Source organism: Tenacibaculum sp. Mcav3-52, from assembly GCF_022347665.1.
Lineage (GTDB): Bacteria > Bacteroidota > Bacteroidia > Flavobacteriales > Flavobacteriaceae > Polaribacter > Polaribacter mesophilus.
Genome location: NZ_JAKRGE010000001.1, coordinates 730,197 through 746,096, shown reverse-complemented (window position 1 = coordinate 746,096; position 15,900 = coordinate 730,197). Strand labels below are relative to the sequence as shown.

Below are 15,900 nucleotides of genomic sequence, written 5' to 3'. Positions count from 1 at the left end.
AAGAAAAACAGCGCATAAATTTGTTTCATTATTTACAAGTATACTTGGGCGGTTAAAACTAGCATTGTAAAAATTGTTAAGATAATTACTAACGGAATTACAAACTTTAACCATTTATCATATCCTACTTTCACAATGGCTAAAGATGCCAAAATTAAGCCTGTTGGGTTGATAAAAGCAAACAAACCCATACCATATTGATAGGTATTTACAATAACTTCTCTACCAACACCAACAGTATCTGCCAACGGAGACATGATGGGCATCGTTAATACTGCCATTCCTGATGAACTTGGAATAAAAAATGATAGTCCTGAATAAATGAATAACATTACGTTGGTAAAAATTCCTTTAGACATTCCTGTAGTAAACTCGCTTGCGTGTTGTAAAATAGTGTCGCTTATTAAACCTTGTTCCATTAATACGGAAACTCCTCGTGCAATACCGATAATAAAAGCAACTCCTAATAAATCTCCAGCTCCTTTAATAAACGTGTTTACAAAGTTTTCTTCTTTCATCTTAGCTAGAAAACCTATTAAAATAGCACCTATTAAAAACACCACGGTCATTTCTTCAAACCACCATCCTAAACGAGATACTCCATAAATCATAATTACAAAACACATGGTAAAAATGGTTAATATAATTCGTAGTCTACCTGTTAAGCTATGTGTACTTGATGTTGAGCTGCCAAAAAGACTTTCAATCATTTCTTTTTGATCGTAAATAATGGATTTTGTTGGATCTTTTTGAACTTTGTTTGCATAACGTAAAATATAAATTACACAAATGATAATTCCTCCAATTAACATTAACAACCTCCCTGTAAAGCCAGTAGTCCAATTAATTCCTGCTGCATCTGAAGCAATAATAACACTAAACGGGTTTACCGTTGAACACATTGTACCAATCGACGACCCAATATACACACAAGCTAAAGCTACTATAGCATCGTATTTTGCCGCTAAAAATATGGGAATTAGTATTGGATAAAAGGCAATGGTTTCTTCTGCCAACCCAAAAGTTGTACCTCCTACAGCTATTAAGGTTGTTACCACAAATATAAGCCAGTACTCTTTTCCTTTCAATGTTTTTGCTAACCAAGCTATTCCAGCATCAAAAGCACCTGTGAAATTCATTATTCCTATAATTCCTCCTAAAATCAGGACAAATAAAATAATATCTGACGATTGAATGATTCCTTTTATTGGCGATTTAAAAAAGTCTAAAAAACCCTGTGGTTTTGGATCTAGCTGAGTATACGTTCCTGGTACACTGATTGGTTTTGCGATATCACCGTTGATAAACTTTTCTAATGGAATTTTAATTCCTAAGCTTTCTAATGTTTCTTGACTTGCCTGTATTGTTTTCTCTTCTTCTAAGTGTAAATACGTAAATGAATTATTGTTTTTCTGATACTGTAACGTGTCAAACTTACCTGCTGGTACAAACCATGTTAAAATAGCTACCAACCCTGCAATTAATAATAAGATAGTATGCGGAGTTGGGAATTTAATGTTTTTCAAAATAAAAAGTTATTATTTATCCGCATAAAAGTAAAAAAAACCAAGAGATGTACATCTCTTGGTTTTAAAATAATTATTGAGAACGTCTTAAAAAAAGACTTATTAAACTTATATCATAGAAGACCTCGCTCCTCCTGAAGCAAATAAAGCTCTCATTCTGTTACGCTGACCATCAGTAAACATATACATACAAGCATCGTTTGTATAATCCATATAGTTCATTGTCATATCAGCAGATTTACAGCTAACATCTGGATACGTTGGACATCCGTAGTTTGAGGCATCAGAAGATGGAGTATCAGCTACGAAATCGTCTTGACGACATCTTCCGTCTCCCCAAATGTGACGTAAATTTAAGTAATGACCAACTTCATGGGTTGCAGTTCTTCCCATATTATATGGAGCAGAAGACCCTCCTGGTAAAGTTCCTGCTAATAACACTACACCATCTGTAGATAAAGAACCTCCTGGAAATTGAGCATATCCTAAGATACCTCCTCCTATTTCACATACCCAAACATTTAAGTGTGTTTCTGGTGTAATTGGAGGATAAGCAGCCTTAACAGCATCGTTCGTTCCCCAAGATGACCTAGAGTCATCATGCCTAAAAGTGCCTGCTAATGTAAACTGGATTCCTGTATCAGTTGCATCGTTGATAAAATCCGAAGCCCCTGAAGGAAGTTGATTTGTATTTGGATTACTAAAGTCGTCATTCAATACATTCATTTGTGCTTGAATTTGAGAATTTGTAACACTATTAGAGTTTGGTAAAACAATATGTACATATACAGGAATATTAATAGTTCCTAAACCATCTTCTATTGGAGCTACATCTACATCTCCTCCAGTACTTCCTCCCCCTGGTTTACCTTTCTTTGTTGTTATTTTTCTTGTAGCATACTCAATATCATACATTTTTTTGTATAACCCTGGGTTTTCTTTTACTTGCCTGTTTAAAACTCTCATTGAGTGGCATTGTTCTGACCCTCCTCTATGAGAAACTTCTTCTGTTTCTACATAAAAGTCACTCATATCAATTGATTCTTGAGGGTCTAAAGCTTCGTCTTTAGAGTTTTCCTGACATCCTACTAAAAATGAGGCTGCTACAGCTAGTGTTAAAAAAATTCTTTTCATGTTGTGAATAATTAAAAAATTAGTTATTGATAAAACTGCCCATAAGGCAATAACTTGTTAAAAAACTCAAAAAAAAGGTATCATCAATTAATTTGTTAAATACCTGTAAATTTGATAGTTATTTGAAGGGTTTTTTAACGATATGCAATATATGATTTTTTTTAAACGCTAAATAAAAGTTAAAAAAAAGTTAATTTATTAGGTTTTATCACTTGGGAACACCCTTATCCTAACAATCTTAGAATGTTAAAATTTAACAAAAACAATAAAAAAACGTCAATTTTAAACAATAAAAATTTTAAATACGACATTTTTAACACACTCAAATTGTATTTTCTACAACATGGAAAGATAAATTTAAAATCACCTAAAAAACATATCTTTACATCGTATTTAAAAAATTAATTATGGAAAACTCATTTGAACCAAAAGTGCTTGTTGCACAAGTATCAGAAACTGACAGAATTGCTTTTTACAAAAAAACCTATGCGCACGTTGCTGGTGGCGTATTATTGTTTGTTTTGTTTGAATATTTATTTTTACAAAGTGCTACGATTGTAGAATTTGCCTTATCAATGACCCAAGGTTATAAATGGTTATTGTTACTGGGTGGTTTTATGTTAATTACAAACTATGCAGAAAGTACTGCCTTAAAAACTTCTGACAAAAACTTACAATACTTAGCATATTCAGGGTATATCTTTGCTGAAGCATTTATTTTTATCCCTTTAATTTACATTGCTATTTCTTATACCAATAATTTTGATGTTATAAAACAAGCAGGAATTGTTACGTTAGCATTGTTTGTTGGAATTTCATCAATCGTTTTTATTACTAAAAAGGATTTTTCTTTTATTAGAGCTGGATTATCTGTTGGATTCTTTATCGCTATCGGATTAATAATAGCTGGTGCTTTATTCGGATTTAATTTAGGTTTGTGGTTTTCTGTTGGAATGTGTGTGTTAGCAGCTGGTTCTATTTTATACCAAACATCTAACTTAGTTCACAAGTTTTCTACGGATGATTACATTCCTGCAGCATTAGGCTTATTTGCTTCTTTAATGCTATTATTCTGGTATGTATTACAAATATTTATGTCAAGAGATTAGTAAAAAAACTATTATAAACTAAAAAAGCCTCCAAATGGAGGCTTTTTTATATTCTTATGCTAAATTCTTCTAACTTAACATCATTTGCGCTTTCTTAACTGCGTTTACCAATACATCAACTTCTTCTTTGGTATTATAAAAAGAAAAAGAAGCTCTCACTGTTCCTGGAATACAATAAAAATCCATAATAGGTTGTGCACAATGGTGACCTGTACGAACAGCAACACCTAACTTATCTAAAATAGCTCCAACATCATACGGGTGTATTCCTTCTAAATTAAAAGAGATAACAGATGTTTTGTTAGTTGTTCCATAGATTTTTAATCCATCTATTTTTTCTAATTCTTGGGTTCCGTACGATAACAGTTCGTTTTCTTGCTTTTCTATGTTGTCAAAACCAACTGAATTCATATAATCCACAGCAACTCCAAAAGCAATACCTCCGCAAATATTAGGTGTTCCTGCTTCAAACTTATGAGGTAATCCTGCATACGTAGTTTTTTCAAAAGTTACAGTTTCAATCATTTCTCCACCCCCTTGGTATGGTGGTAATAATTGCAACAATTCTTCTTTACCATATAGCATTCCAACACCTGTTGGCCCACACATTTTATGAGCCGAAGCCACATAAAAATCGGCATCTAATGCTTGTACATCTGGTTTTATGTGCGGTACTGCTTGTGCACCATCAATCAACACATAAGCACCAAATTTGTGTGCAGCATGAATAATTTCTTTTATTGGATTAATTGTTCCTAATGCATTAGATACATGATTACAAAAAACTAATTTTGTTTTTGGGTTCAACAATTCATGGTATATATCCATGCGTAAAGAACCATCTTCATCCATCGGAATTACTTTTAAAATAGCTCCTGTTTTTTCACATAACATTTGCCAAGGCACAATGTTAGAATGATGCTCTAAAGCTGAAACAATTATTTCATCTCCTTCTTGTAAAATAGACGCGAAACCAGATGCTACAATATTAACTCCATGTGTTGTTCCTGAAGTTAAAATAATTTCATACGAATGCTTCGCATTGAAATGTTTTTGAATCTTAATTCTGGCTTCCTCATACTTATCAGTTGCTTCCTGACTTAATGTATGTACACCTCTATGAATATTTGCATTGTAATTAGAGTAATAATCTACAATAGTGTCAATTACTACCTGTGGTGTTTGTGAAGTTGCTCCGTTATCTAAATACACTAATTTTTTTCCATGTACTTCTCTTTGTAAAATAGGAAAATCAGCGCGAATTTTATCTATACTAAACATATAAAATATCAAATTTAGTACAAAGGTAGGGCTTGCGTTTTAAATACAAACATCAAACAATTAAATTCTTACATTTGCTAGAAACCCATTCCATGAAAAATTTAAAAAGAATTCTTTTACTCGTTTTAATTGCTTTAACAATTGCTGTTTTTTACAACTATCCGAAGTTAAATATTTTGGCAGGATACTCCGCCAAAAATACCGCTTCTTCAGTATTTCTAGCAGAAAGAAGTTTAGCTTTTACCGATGCAAATGACAATAATTTTTCTCCTATAAATATTACTTCTGATAAAATTAATACAGAAGAAAAGTCAGCTACAGGTTCAGTGTACGGATTGCTAAAAAGAAAAGCTGTATACAGAAAAGGTCTTGGTGCTGTTTTAGTTACAGATGATTTTGATGTTACCAAACCTCAACTTACTCCAAAACGTTCAAAACCTGATAATATCACTCCTTTTCCTTATGGAAATGCAGATCATAAAGACACTATTTTTGCTAACATTGATTATACAAAACTAAACGAAACTATTGATACTATTTTTAATGATAGAAATCAAACACGCTCAGTAGTAGTGGTATATAAAGACAAGATTATTTTTGAAAAATATGATACTGGTTTTACCAAAGAATCGAAGCAGTTAGGTTGGTCTATGACCAAAAGTATTACAGGAACATTGTTCGGGATTTTAAAATGTCAAGGGAAAGTTGATGTTCAAGAAGACAACTTATTTTCTGAATGGAAAAATGACGACCGTAAAAACATTACAATTCATAATTTATTACAAATGAATTCCGGTTTGGAATGGGAAGAAGATTATAATACCATTTCTGATGTTACTAAAATGTTGTTTTTAGAAAAAGACATGACCAAAGTTCAAGTAAACAAACCATTGGTAGGAAAACCAAACGAAACTTGGAATTATTCTTCTGGAACGTCTAATTTGTTATCGGGTATTTTACGAACAAAATTCAACACACACCAAGAGTATCTTGATTTTTGGTATAGTGGTTTGATTGATAAAATAGGCATGAACTCAATGATTGTTGAAACGGATATGAGTAACCACTTTGTAGGCTCTTCATACGCCTGGGCAACGGCAAGAGATTGGGCTAAACTTGGTTTGTTATACTTACATAACGGAGAGTGGAACGGAGAACATTTGTTTGATAAAGACTGGGTAAACTACGCTACAACGCCTACTCCAACTTCTGATGGTTGGTATGGGGCACAAATTTGGTTAAATGCTGGTGGGCGTTATCCTGATGCTCCAAAAAATATGTTTTCTTTTAACGGATATAAAGGTCAAAATGTATTTATTTTGCCTAGTCAAGATTTGGTTGTAGTTCGTACAGGACTTACCAAAAACGCAGACGTAAATACCTTGTTAAAAGGAATTATAAATTCTATTAAAAATTAAACCATGAATCCATTTTATTATGTGCTTTCTATAAACGGATTGCTTTTTTTATTCAGTATTATTTTTCATTTTTTCCCTCCTAAAAAAATCAATGCTATTTATGGGTATCGTACTAATAAAACTATGAAAAATGATACTATTTGGCAATTTGCTAATGCTTTTTTCACTAAAGAGTTTATGAAGTATTCAGCAGTTTCTTTGGTTGCTTCGTTGGTTTTAGCCTTTATATCAAAAGAATTAACATGGCAACCTATGGCAATTATGTTATTATCATTAGCCGTATCTGTTGTTAAAACCGAACAAGAAATAAATAAGAACTTTGATGGGGATGGAAATAGGAAGTAAAACTCATCAAGACGTTTTAACCAAAAGACCTTGATGTTTTTGTAAAAACATCAAGGTCTTTTTTTCAACTCATATGTGTCTTTTGTAGAAACCTCCTCTACAAATTACTTTTTATACTCTTCTTTAAGCAGTGTAATATCATCAATAATTTTCTGCATATTTTCTTTTTTAGTTCCATCATACGAACCTCTTATGCGTCCTTCTTTATCAATTAACACAAAATTCTCTGTGTGAACCCAATCGCTTTCTCCGCCATCTCCTTCATCCAATACAGCAAAATAGTGTTTACGTGCTAAGTTGTAAATATGTTTCTTTTCTCCTGTTGTTACATTCCATTTTCCATCAATCACCCCTTTTTCAGTTGCATACTTTCGTAATTGTGGAACGCTATCCATTACTGGAGTCACGGAGTGTGATAAAAACATGATGTCGTCATCATTTTTATAATGCTCTTGCAACTCACTCATATTATACGCCATCGCAATACAAATAGTTTGACAACGGGTAAAAAAGAAATCGGCTATATAAATCTTTCCTTTATAATCAGCATTCGTAATCGTATCTCCATTCTGGTTAATTAAGCTAAACTCACCTACTCTATGGTTTTTTGTTCTGTTTCTTACAGAAGCATCCACCAATTTAGGGTTAATATCAGCAGGGTTATAAATAGGCAGTTTGTTATCAACTTTTACCAAATGATAAAAAACAGGAACTCCAATAGCACAAAAAACTAAAATAAAAATTAAGGTGCTTTTTGATTTTTTAAAGAATTTAATATCCACAGTACTAAAATTTTCTACAAAAATACGACTAAAAACAGCGTTTATAAACCACTATCCTAAAAACTTTGTTAAAACCAAAGGCTAACTTACGTGCAAACTTTTACAACTGTTGTTAAAAACGTACATTTGTCAGATTTTAAATTTAGACGAACACCATTTATGGAGATTTTAATAAAAGCATCACAGTTTATTTTAAGCTTATCGCTCTTAATCGTTTTGCACGAATTAGGACACTTTATTCCTGCCAAATTATTCAAAACCCGAGTAGAAAAATTCTATCTGTTTTTCGATTATAAATTCTCTTTATTTAAAAAGAAAGTAGGAGAAACTGTTTATGGTATTGGTTGGATTCCGTTAGGAGGTTATGTGAAGATTGCGGGAATGATTGATGAGAGCATGGATACTGAACAAATGCAAAAACCTGCGCAACCTTGGGAATTTCGTTCTAAACCTGCATGGCAACGTTTAATTATTATGTTAGGTGGTGTTATTGTAAACTTTATTTTGGGGTGGTTCATTTACGTATGTATCACTGCTTACTGGGGAGATAATTACGTAAAACCTGAAGGAGTGAAAAATGGTTTTGCTGTATCTGATTATTTTAAAGAATATGGATTTAAAACAGGAGACAAAATTTTAAAAATAAATGGAGAAGCACCAAAAAATGTCCTAGATATTAATAAGCATCTTTTTTTAAGAGATGTAAAAAGTATTGATGTTCTTCGTGAAAACGGTACAACTAAAACTATAAATTTACCCGAAAACATTGGAGAGATTATGTGGGAAAAAGGAGATATGACTCCTTTTACCGAGAGAAGGATAAAACCAGTAATCGGATTAGTTGCTCCAAATATGTTAGCTGATAGTTTGGGAATTCAAAATAATGATAGAATTCTTGCTGTTAACGGAAAAAATGTTGAGTACTGGGAAGAATTCACTAAACTAATTCAATCATCTTCTAACAAACTTTCTTTGTTGATTGAGAGAAATGGTGAACAGAAAGAAATACTTGTTAGTTTTAGTGAAGATCAAGAAAAGAAAATAGGAGTTGCCCCAGAGGTTGATGAAGAGTTGTATAAAAACTCACTGGAAGTTAATCATAAAAACTATTCATTTGCTGAGGCTCTTTCTGTTGGTAGCTCAAAAGCTTACTGGACTCTAAAGGATTATATTACTCAATTTAAATATGTTTTCACTAAAAAAGGAGCAACAAGTATTGGAGGTTTCATCTCAATAGGAAAAATTTTCCCTGCTACTTGGAGCTGGCAAGCATTTTGGAGTATCACCGCATTCTTATCTATCATGTTAGGGTTTATGAATTTACTACCAATTCCTGCCTTAGACGGTGGTCACGTGGTATTTACCTTATGGGAAATGATTACTGGTAAAAAACCAGGTGATAAGTTCTTAGAATATGCTCAAATTACAGGATTTATCTTATTAATTGCCTTATTATTATTTGCCAACGGAAACGATATATTTAGGTTATTCAAATAACCTATAAGCAATACAAACTAAAAAAGCATCGTACTGAGTAGTACGATGCTTTTTTAGTTTATGCTATTTTTAACTTGGCTTCTACTTATTTAAATTCTCTGCTGCGCGACGTTCTAATTCTTCTTGAAATTCTTCCATAACAGGTTTTACGGTGCTTTCTGGTATATCTGCTACCTTAATATACATTAACCCATCAATTGCGTTATTAAACTTAGGATCTACGTTAAACGCAACTAAACGTGCATTTTGCTTCACATACTTTTTAATTAATACCGGAATACGTAATTCTCCTGGCTCAAGCTCGTCAATAATTTTATCAAACTTTTGCATGTCTGCCTCAGTAGCATCAAACACAAAGTCTTTATCAGCATCTTTTAATTTTACTTTAAATTCTTTCTTCGGACGAATGTATTGTGCCACATACGGATCGTAATAATGTGACTTCATAAACTCAATCATTAACGATTTTGAGAATTCAGAAAACTGATTACTTATGCTTACTCCTCCCATTAAATATTTATGTTCTGGGTAACGTAATGTAACATGTACAATCCCTTTCCACAATAAAAATAATGGCATTGGTTTTTGTTGATATTCTTTAATAATAAAGGCACGTCCCATTTCAATGGTTTTTTCCATCATAGGGTATAATTCTGGCTCTATTCTAAATAATGTTTGAATATAAAAACCATTTATTCCGTGTTTCTTAAAAATATCTTTTCCTAAGCCCATTCTATAGGCTCCAACCAATCTGTTTTGTTGGTCATCCCATAAAAATAAGTGGTGATAATATTTATCAAACCTATCTAAATCAATAGGTTTATTTGTTCCTTCTCCTACTTCTCTAAAGGTAATTTCACGTAAGCGCCCTATTTCATGTAAAATATTTGGTATCTCTTTTGCACTTGCAAAAAACACCTCGTAGTTCTTACTCTGTAATAATCTACTTCCTTTTTCTCGTAAAGCGTCAACTTCTTTTACAAATAACTCTGGTGATTTTTGAGAAGTGATTTTTTTGGCTTTCTTCGGAATTTTTAAATTGTGTGTTGACAATATTTTCGGAGATGCTTTCTCATACGGATTCGCCAACATATACGTTTTTCTACGTAAAAACTGGTAAAAATCAGGTATTTCAGTAAATGAATCTTGGTCTTTTACTGAAATTGGTTTACCAATTCTTACTTTGATAACTCTATTTTTCTGAGATAATAATTCTGACGGAAGCTTTGCAGTTCTTAGCGTATCACTAATCTTAGACAATGTGTAAAACAACTGACTATTTTTAGCGTGAAAGTAAATAGGAATAACAGGTACTTTCGCTTTTTTTATCAAGCGTACAGCCCCTTGCTCCCATTCTTTATCAACCATTAATTTTCCATCACGATACGTAGATACTTCTCCTGCTGGAAAAAGCCCTAACGGCTTTCCTTCTCTTAAATGTAATAAGGCATTTTTAATTCCTGCTACACTCGATTTAGCATCCTTATGATTCTCAAAAGGATTTACTGGCATTACATAAGGCTTTAAAGGCTCTATTCTGTGCAATAAAAAGTTCGCTATAATCTTGTAATCAGCTCTGTGCTCTAATAAGAGTTTTAATAATAAAATACCATCTATCCCTCCAAGCGGATGGTTAGAAATTGTTATAAAAGGTCCTTCTTTAGGAATACGTTTTAAGTCTTCTTCAGGAATTTCAAACTCTATTTGAAACTCATCAAGCAAACCATTTAAAAAAGGTAAATCTTTTTTGTGCTTGTGCTTGTTATAAATTTCATTGGCGGTAGAAATTCGCAAAACTTTCATCAGCAACCAACCTGAAAACGTTCCGAAAACGCCGAACTTGTCGGCTCCTATTGCTTTTGCAACTTCTTTAGGTGTTACTAATCCCATACATAGTTATCAATTGACATAACTGCAAATATAATCGATTTTTTGCAAGCTTTACATGTTTTCTTGAATCACTAACTGTGCAGTTTCAGTATTTATTTGACGAATGATTGATTTTCCTCGTTTTCTTATCGTTTTTATCGCTTCATCATTAAAATGACGAATTGTGTATAAAGTAGTATCCTTATAAGCTCTTATTCTATAAGCCCCTTTTAAATCGTTGTAAAAATTCTCAAAATTATTGTACTTATCTTCTATACAAACAGAAAAACTGATCGCTGAATTTTGAATTAAGTTTACTTTTAAATTATAGTCGTGTAACTTCTTAAAAACATCACTAATATTATCTTCTACCATAAAAGAGAAATCTTTTGCTGAAATTGCTACTAAAATTTGATTTTTCTTTACGATAAAACAAGGAACTTCTGGTGTTATTTTTTTCCCTCTCCCAACACATGTTCCTAATTTTGTAACATCTTCAAACGAACGCACATATAATGGGATGTTCTTTTGTTCTAAAGGTTGAATTGTTTTTGGGTGAATTACCGAAGCTCCATAAAAAGCCATTTCAATAGCTTCAGTATACGAAATTTCTTGTAACAAAGCTGTTTCTGAAAACACTCTAGGGTCTGCATTTAATACTCCTTGTACATCTTTCCAAATAGTAACACTATCAGCATCCAAACAATAGGCAAAAATACCTGCGGTATAATCAGATCCTTCTCTTCCTAACGTTGTTGTTTCTGTACCAAACCCTCCTAAAAATCCTTGTGTAATATTTAATTTAGATACATCTACTTTTTCTTGAATTTGTTGTTGTGTCTGCTCCCAATTAATTTTAGCATCACGATAAGTACCGTCAGTTTTTATGTACTCTCTTACATCTAACCATTGGTTCTCTACTCCTATTTCAGATAAATAAGCACTTACTATAGTGGTAGATAATAACTCTCCAAAACCAACCATTTGATCGTATACGTAGTTATAATCTTTGGATGTATTTCGAGCCATAAAACCACTCAATTCACCAAACAAATGATTTACTTTATTATATACTTCATGGTTTGTGCTGAACAAATTGTTCAACATATTTTGATGAAAGCCTTCTACAAAACTCAAAGAATCTTTAAGACTTTCTTTTTTATAGAAATAATCATTAACCACCTGCTCAAAAGCGTTGGTCATTTTTCCCATGGCAGAAATTACAACCAACGTATTTTCTGTACCTTCATGTTGCAATACTTTTGCAACATTTTTTACTCCATTCGCATCTTTTACCGATGCTCCTCCAAACTTAAATATTCTCATTACAAAATTGTTCTAAGCTTTGTTCATTCATATGACATACTCTCCACTCATCATATACCGTTGCGCCTGTACTTTTGTAAAAATCAACAGCCCCTGTATTCCAATCTAATACTTCCCACGCCACTCTTTTACAATTGTTTTCATGTGCATAATTCATAACAGCACTATACAATGCTTTTCCGGCTCCAATACCTCTTTTAGATTGCGTTACCATGAGATCTTCTAAATGAATTGCTTTTCCTTTCCATGTAGAATAGCGTTCATAAAACAACGCCATACCTATAATCTTATTATCTTCTTCAGCTACAAAGGTTTTAAACTTCGGTTTTTCAGAAAAACCATCTTTAACAATGTCTTCTACCGTAATTTTAACCGCGTTGGGTTCCTTCTCAAAAACAGCTAATTCGACGATTAAATCTAATATAGCTTGAGCATCTTTTTGCTCTCCAGGTCTGATAATAAAACTCATTTCTTACTTTTTTTGGTAAAGATACTTCTCTTAAAACTTTCTGATAAAACAAATGAAAAATTAAAACACATCATATTTTTTTGTTGAAAATTTTAAAATACTAAATAAAAGTTGGCATCTTTGTACGCACAACACAAAAATTTGACATGAGTAACAAGCATATGACGCTGGGTGAGTTTATCATCAGCAAACAAAAAGACTTTAAATATTCTTCTGGTGAATTATCTCGCTTAATAAATTCTATCCGTTTAGCTGCTAAAGTAGTAAACCACGAAATTAGAAAAGCTGGATTGGTTGATATTACTGGAGCTGCTGGTGACATTAATGTACAAGGTGAAGCACAACAAAAACTAGATGTTTTAGCGAACGATTTATTTAAGCAAACATTGATTAATCGTGAAATTGTTTGTGGTATTGCTAGTGAAGAAGAAGACGACTTTGTTGTAGTTGAAGGTCAAAACAAAGCCAACGAAAATAAATATGTGTTGTTAATGGATCCTTTAGATGGGTCATCTAACATTGATGTAAATGTTTCTGTAGGAACTATTTTTTCTATTTACAGAAGAATTTCTCCTGTTGGAACCCCTGTAACTAAAGAAGACTTTTTACAAAAGGGTAGCGAGCAAGTAGCTGCAGGTTATGTAGCTTATGGTACCTCAACTATGTTAGTTTTTACTACTGGTAATGGAGTGAATGGATTTACGTTAAATCCTGCTATTGGTACTTTTTACTTATCGCACCCAAACATGAGTTACCCTGAAATTGGTAGAATTTACTCAGTAAGTGAAGGGTATTTCACACATTTCCAAGAAGGAATGAAACGTTTCTTAATTCACTGTAAAGAATTAAACGAAGCAGATAACCGTCCGTATACAGCACGTTATATTGGCTCGTTAGTTTCAGATTTTCATAGAAATATGATAAAAGGTGGTGTATATATTTATCCTGCTACTGCTATAACACCAAAAGGAAAGTTACGTTTATTATACGAATGTAATCCTATGGCGTTTATTTGTGAGCAAGCAGGTGGTAAAGCTTCTGATGGGTTTACTCGTATTTTAGATATTAAACCAACCGAACTACACCAACGTGTACCTTTTTATTGTGGAAGTATACAAATGGTTGAAAAAGCGGAAGAGTTTATGACTAAATTTTCATCTGATGATAAACCAATATACTAAATAATAGTTATTATTTATACTCAAATAAATTATCCATAAGGCAAACAGTTGTTTGCCTTATTTTTTTGGGTTAAATTTACATTCGGAAAAACGAAAAAATTAATCTATTAAAAAACAAATAATTATGGCTTTTAACTTACCAGAATTAGGATACGCTTACGACGCTTTAGAACCACATATAGATGCTAGAACTATGGAAATTCACCATAGCAAGCACCACAACGGATATACTACTAAATTAAATGCTGCTATTGAAGGTACTGATTTAGAAGGAAAATCTATCGAAGATATTTTAACTAACTTAGACATGAACAACGCTGGTGTTCGTAACAATGGTGGTGGTTTTTACAATCACTCTTTATTCTGGACAGTAATGAACCCAGAAGATAGAGGTTATTTATCTGGAGAATTAAAAGATGCTATCGAAGCTGAATTTGGTTCAAAAGAAGCGTTTATCGATGCTTTTTCTAAAGCAGCTGCTACACAATTTGGTTCAGGATGGGCTTGGTTATGTGTACACAAAGGAGGAAAAGTAGAAGTTTGCTCTACTCCTAACCAAGACAACCCATTAATGCCAGGTGTTACTTGTGGCGGAACTCCTATTTTAGGATTAGACGTTTGGGAACACGCTTATTACTTAAACTACCAAAACCGTCGTCCTGATTACATTGAAGCTTTCTTTAAAGTAATCAACTGGAACGAAGTAGAAAGAAGATATGCTGCAGCTAAATAATTTTAGCTTTTGCAGTATAGAAAAACCGAAGTACAATGTATTTCGGTTTTTTTTATTTAGAAAGTGCCTGCTCTAAATCGGTCAATAAATCGTCTATATCTTCTACTCCAACACTCAATCGTATTAAAGAATCGGTAATTCCTATTTTTAAACGATCGGCTTCAGGAATTGATGCATGCGTCATCGTTACTGGGTGACTTACCAAGCTCTCTACTCCTCCTAGTGATTCTGCCAAGGTGAAAATTTTAGTATTTTCTAAGAAAGATAAGGCTGCTTGTTTACTCTGATCTTTTAAACGGAAAGAAACCATGCCTCCAAAATCATCCATTTGCTTTTTGGCGATTCCGTGATTTGGATGTTTTTCTAACCCTGGATAAAATACTTCACTTACTTTTGGATGTTCTAATAAATATTGTGCTACTGCTTTTCCATTTTCACAGTGACGCTGCATACGTAAGTGTAAGGTTTTTACTCCACGTAGTGCTAAAAACGAATCCATAGGTCCTGCAATAGCTCCTGCTGCAAACTGAATAAAATGTAATTGTTCTGCAAGTTTAGCATCCTTTACCATTAAAGCTCCCATCACCAAATCAGAATGCCCTCCTAAATATTTTGTTGCCGAATGCATCACTATATCAACTCCCAAATCTAACGGACGCTGTAAATAAGGGGTTGCAAATGTGTTATCAACAGCTACTAGAATATCTTTATTCTTTGCTTTTACTGCTTTAGTGATTTCCTCAATATCTGCAATCTTCATCAGCGGATTGGTTGGTGTTTCAATCCAAATGAGTTTTGTTTTTTCAGAAATAGCATTGGTTACATTCATCACTTCGTTCATGTCAACATATCGAAATTGCAATCCGTATTTTTCAAACATGTTCGTAAACATTCGATACGTCCCTCCATAAATATCATCTCCAGCAATTACCTCATCACCCGGATTTAAAGTTCGCAACACACAATCTATCGCTGATAAACCAGAGGAAAAAGCAAATCCGTGTGTTCCGTTTTCAAGAGTAGCAAACGCACTTTCTAAAGCAGTACGCGTTGGATTAGCTGAACGTGAATACGCATATCCTTTGTTAACACCTGGACTCGACTGTGCATAAGTGGATGTTTGAAAGATAGGAGGCATTACTGCACCTGTAGCTTCTTCAGGCTTTTGACCTCCATGTATTGTTTTCGTATTGAATTTCATCTGTTAGTATTTATTCAACTTACTCCAGA

At 33.0% G+C, this 15,900-nt stretch carries 14 protein-coding genes; 6 read left to right on the top strand and 8 right to left on the bottom strand.

The window, feature by feature from the left end; genetic code table 11:
* Positions 1-32: 32 nt before the first annotated feature.
* Together MHM83_RS03490 and MHM83_RS03485 are read right to left on the bottom strand one after the other, a co-directional pair.
* A complete protein-coding gene (locus MHM83_RS03490) occupies positions 33-1,526 on the bottom strand; it encodes a YfcC family protein (protein ID WP_239178412.1) in 1,494 nt (497 codons plus the stop codon).
* Positions 1,527-1,634: 108 nt separating this feature from the next.
* A complete protein-coding gene (locus MHM83_RS03485; RefSeq protein WP_047788205.1) occupies positions 1,635-2,660 on the bottom strand; it encodes a zinc metalloprotease in 1,026 nt (341 codons plus the stop codon).
* Positions 2,661-3,067: 407 nt separating this feature from the next.
* Between MHM83_RS03485 and MHM83_RS03480 the strand changes: the two genes are divergently transcribed.
* The gene (locus MHM83_RS03480) at positions 3,068-3,769 is read left to right on the top strand and encodes a Bax inhibitor-1/YccA family protein (protein ID WP_082118594.1); all 702 of its coding nucleotides are present in this window, start codon (positions 3,068-3,070) and stop codon (positions 3,767-3,769) included.
* A gap of 69 nt (positions 3,770-3,838) precedes the next feature.
* On the opposite strand, the gene MHM83_RS03475 is transcribed toward MHM83_RS03480, so the two are convergent.
* Positions 3,839-5,050: an aminotransferase class V-fold PLP-dependent enzyme gene (locus MHM83_RS03475; protein WP_159610763.1), complete on the bottom strand. Its 1,212-nt coding sequence runs from the start codon at positions 5,048-5,050 to the stop codon at positions 3,839-3,841.
* Between the two features lie 92 nt (positions 5,051-5,142).
* On the opposite strand from MHM83_RS03475, the gene MHM83_RS03470 reads away from it, so the two are divergent.
* Both MHM83_RS03470 and MHM83_RS03465 read left to right on the top strand, forming a co-directional pair.
* Positions 5,143-6,468: a serine hydrolase domain-containing protein gene (locus tag MHM83_RS03470; RefSeq protein ID WP_047788202.1), complete on the top strand. Its 1,326-nt coding sequence runs from the start codon at positions 5,143-5,145 to the stop codon at positions 6,466-6,468.
* Between the two features lie 3 nt (positions 6,469-6,471).
* Positions 6,472-6,813: an SdpI family protein gene (locus tag MHM83_RS03465; protein ID WP_239178410.1), complete on the top strand. Its 342-nt coding sequence runs from the start codon at positions 6,472-6,474 to the stop codon at positions 6,811-6,813.
* Between the two features lie 104 nt (positions 6,814-6,917).
* Here the strand turns inward: MHM83_RS03465 and MHM83_RS03460 are convergent, their stop codons facing one another.
* Complete coding sequence (locus MHM83_RS03460; protein WP_239178408.1) at positions 6,918-7,595, bottom strand: SCO family protein; 678 nt, start codon at positions 7,593-7,595, stop codon at positions 6,918-6,920.
* Positions 7,596-7,754: 159 nt separating this feature from the next.
* Here MHM83_RS03460 and rseP point away from each other — a divergent pair, with 159 nt between their 5' ends.
* Positions 7,755-9,092, top strand: coding sequence for an RIP metalloprotease RseP (rseP, locus tag MHM83_RS03455; RefSeq protein ID WP_239178798.1), 1,338 nt, complete (start codon positions 7,755-7,757; stop codon positions 9,090-9,092).
* An 81-nt stretch (positions 9,093-9,173) separates the two neighbouring features.
* On the opposite strand, the gene MHM83_RS03450 is transcribed toward rseP, so the two are convergent.
* The 3 genes from MHM83_RS03450 to MHM83_RS03440 are packed head-to-tail and all read right to left on the bottom strand — an operon-like array spanning position 9,174 to position 12,756.
* On the bottom strand, positions 9,174-10,982 hold the full coding sequence (locus tag MHM83_RS03450; protein WP_239178406.1) for a GNAT family N-acyltransferase: 1,809 nt from the start codon (positions 10,980-10,982) through the stop codon (positions 9,174-9,176).
* Positions 10,983-11,033: 51 nt separating this feature from the next.
* Positions 11,034-12,287, bottom strand: coding sequence for an aspartate kinase (locus tag MHM83_RS03445; protein WP_239178404.1), 1,254 nt, complete (start codon positions 12,285-12,287; stop codon positions 11,034-11,036).
* Positions 12,274-12,756, bottom strand: coding sequence for a GNAT family N-acetyltransferase (locus tag MHM83_RS03440; protein WP_239178402.1), 483 nt, complete (start codon positions 12,754-12,756; stop codon positions 12,274-12,276). Before MHM83_RS03440 ends, MHM83_RS03445 begins: the two co-directional genes overlap by 14 nt.
* 146 nt (positions 12,757-12,902) lie before the next feature.
* Between MHM83_RS03440 and fbp the strand changes: the two genes are divergently transcribed.
* Entirely contained in the window at positions 12,903-13,937 is a 1,035-nt protein-coding gene (fbp, locus tag MHM83_RS03435; RefSeq protein ID WP_159488919.1) for a class 1 fructose-bisphosphatase, read from the top strand.
* A 124-nt stretch (positions 13,938-14,061) separates the two neighbouring features.
* On the top strand, positions 14,062-14,670 hold the full coding sequence (locus MHM83_RS03430) for a superoxide dismutase (RefSeq protein ID WP_047788194.1): 609 nt from the start codon (positions 14,062-14,064) through the stop codon (positions 14,668-14,670).
* 52 nt (positions 14,671-14,722) lie between these two features.
* Here the strand turns inward: MHM83_RS03430 and MHM83_RS03425 are convergent, their stop codons facing one another.
* On the bottom strand, positions 14,723-15,871 hold the full coding sequence (locus MHM83_RS03425) for a cystathionine gamma-synthase (RefSeq protein ID WP_239178400.1): 1,149 nt from the start codon (positions 15,869-15,871) through the stop codon (positions 14,723-14,725).
* Positions 15,872-15,900 lie beyond the last annotated feature (29 nt).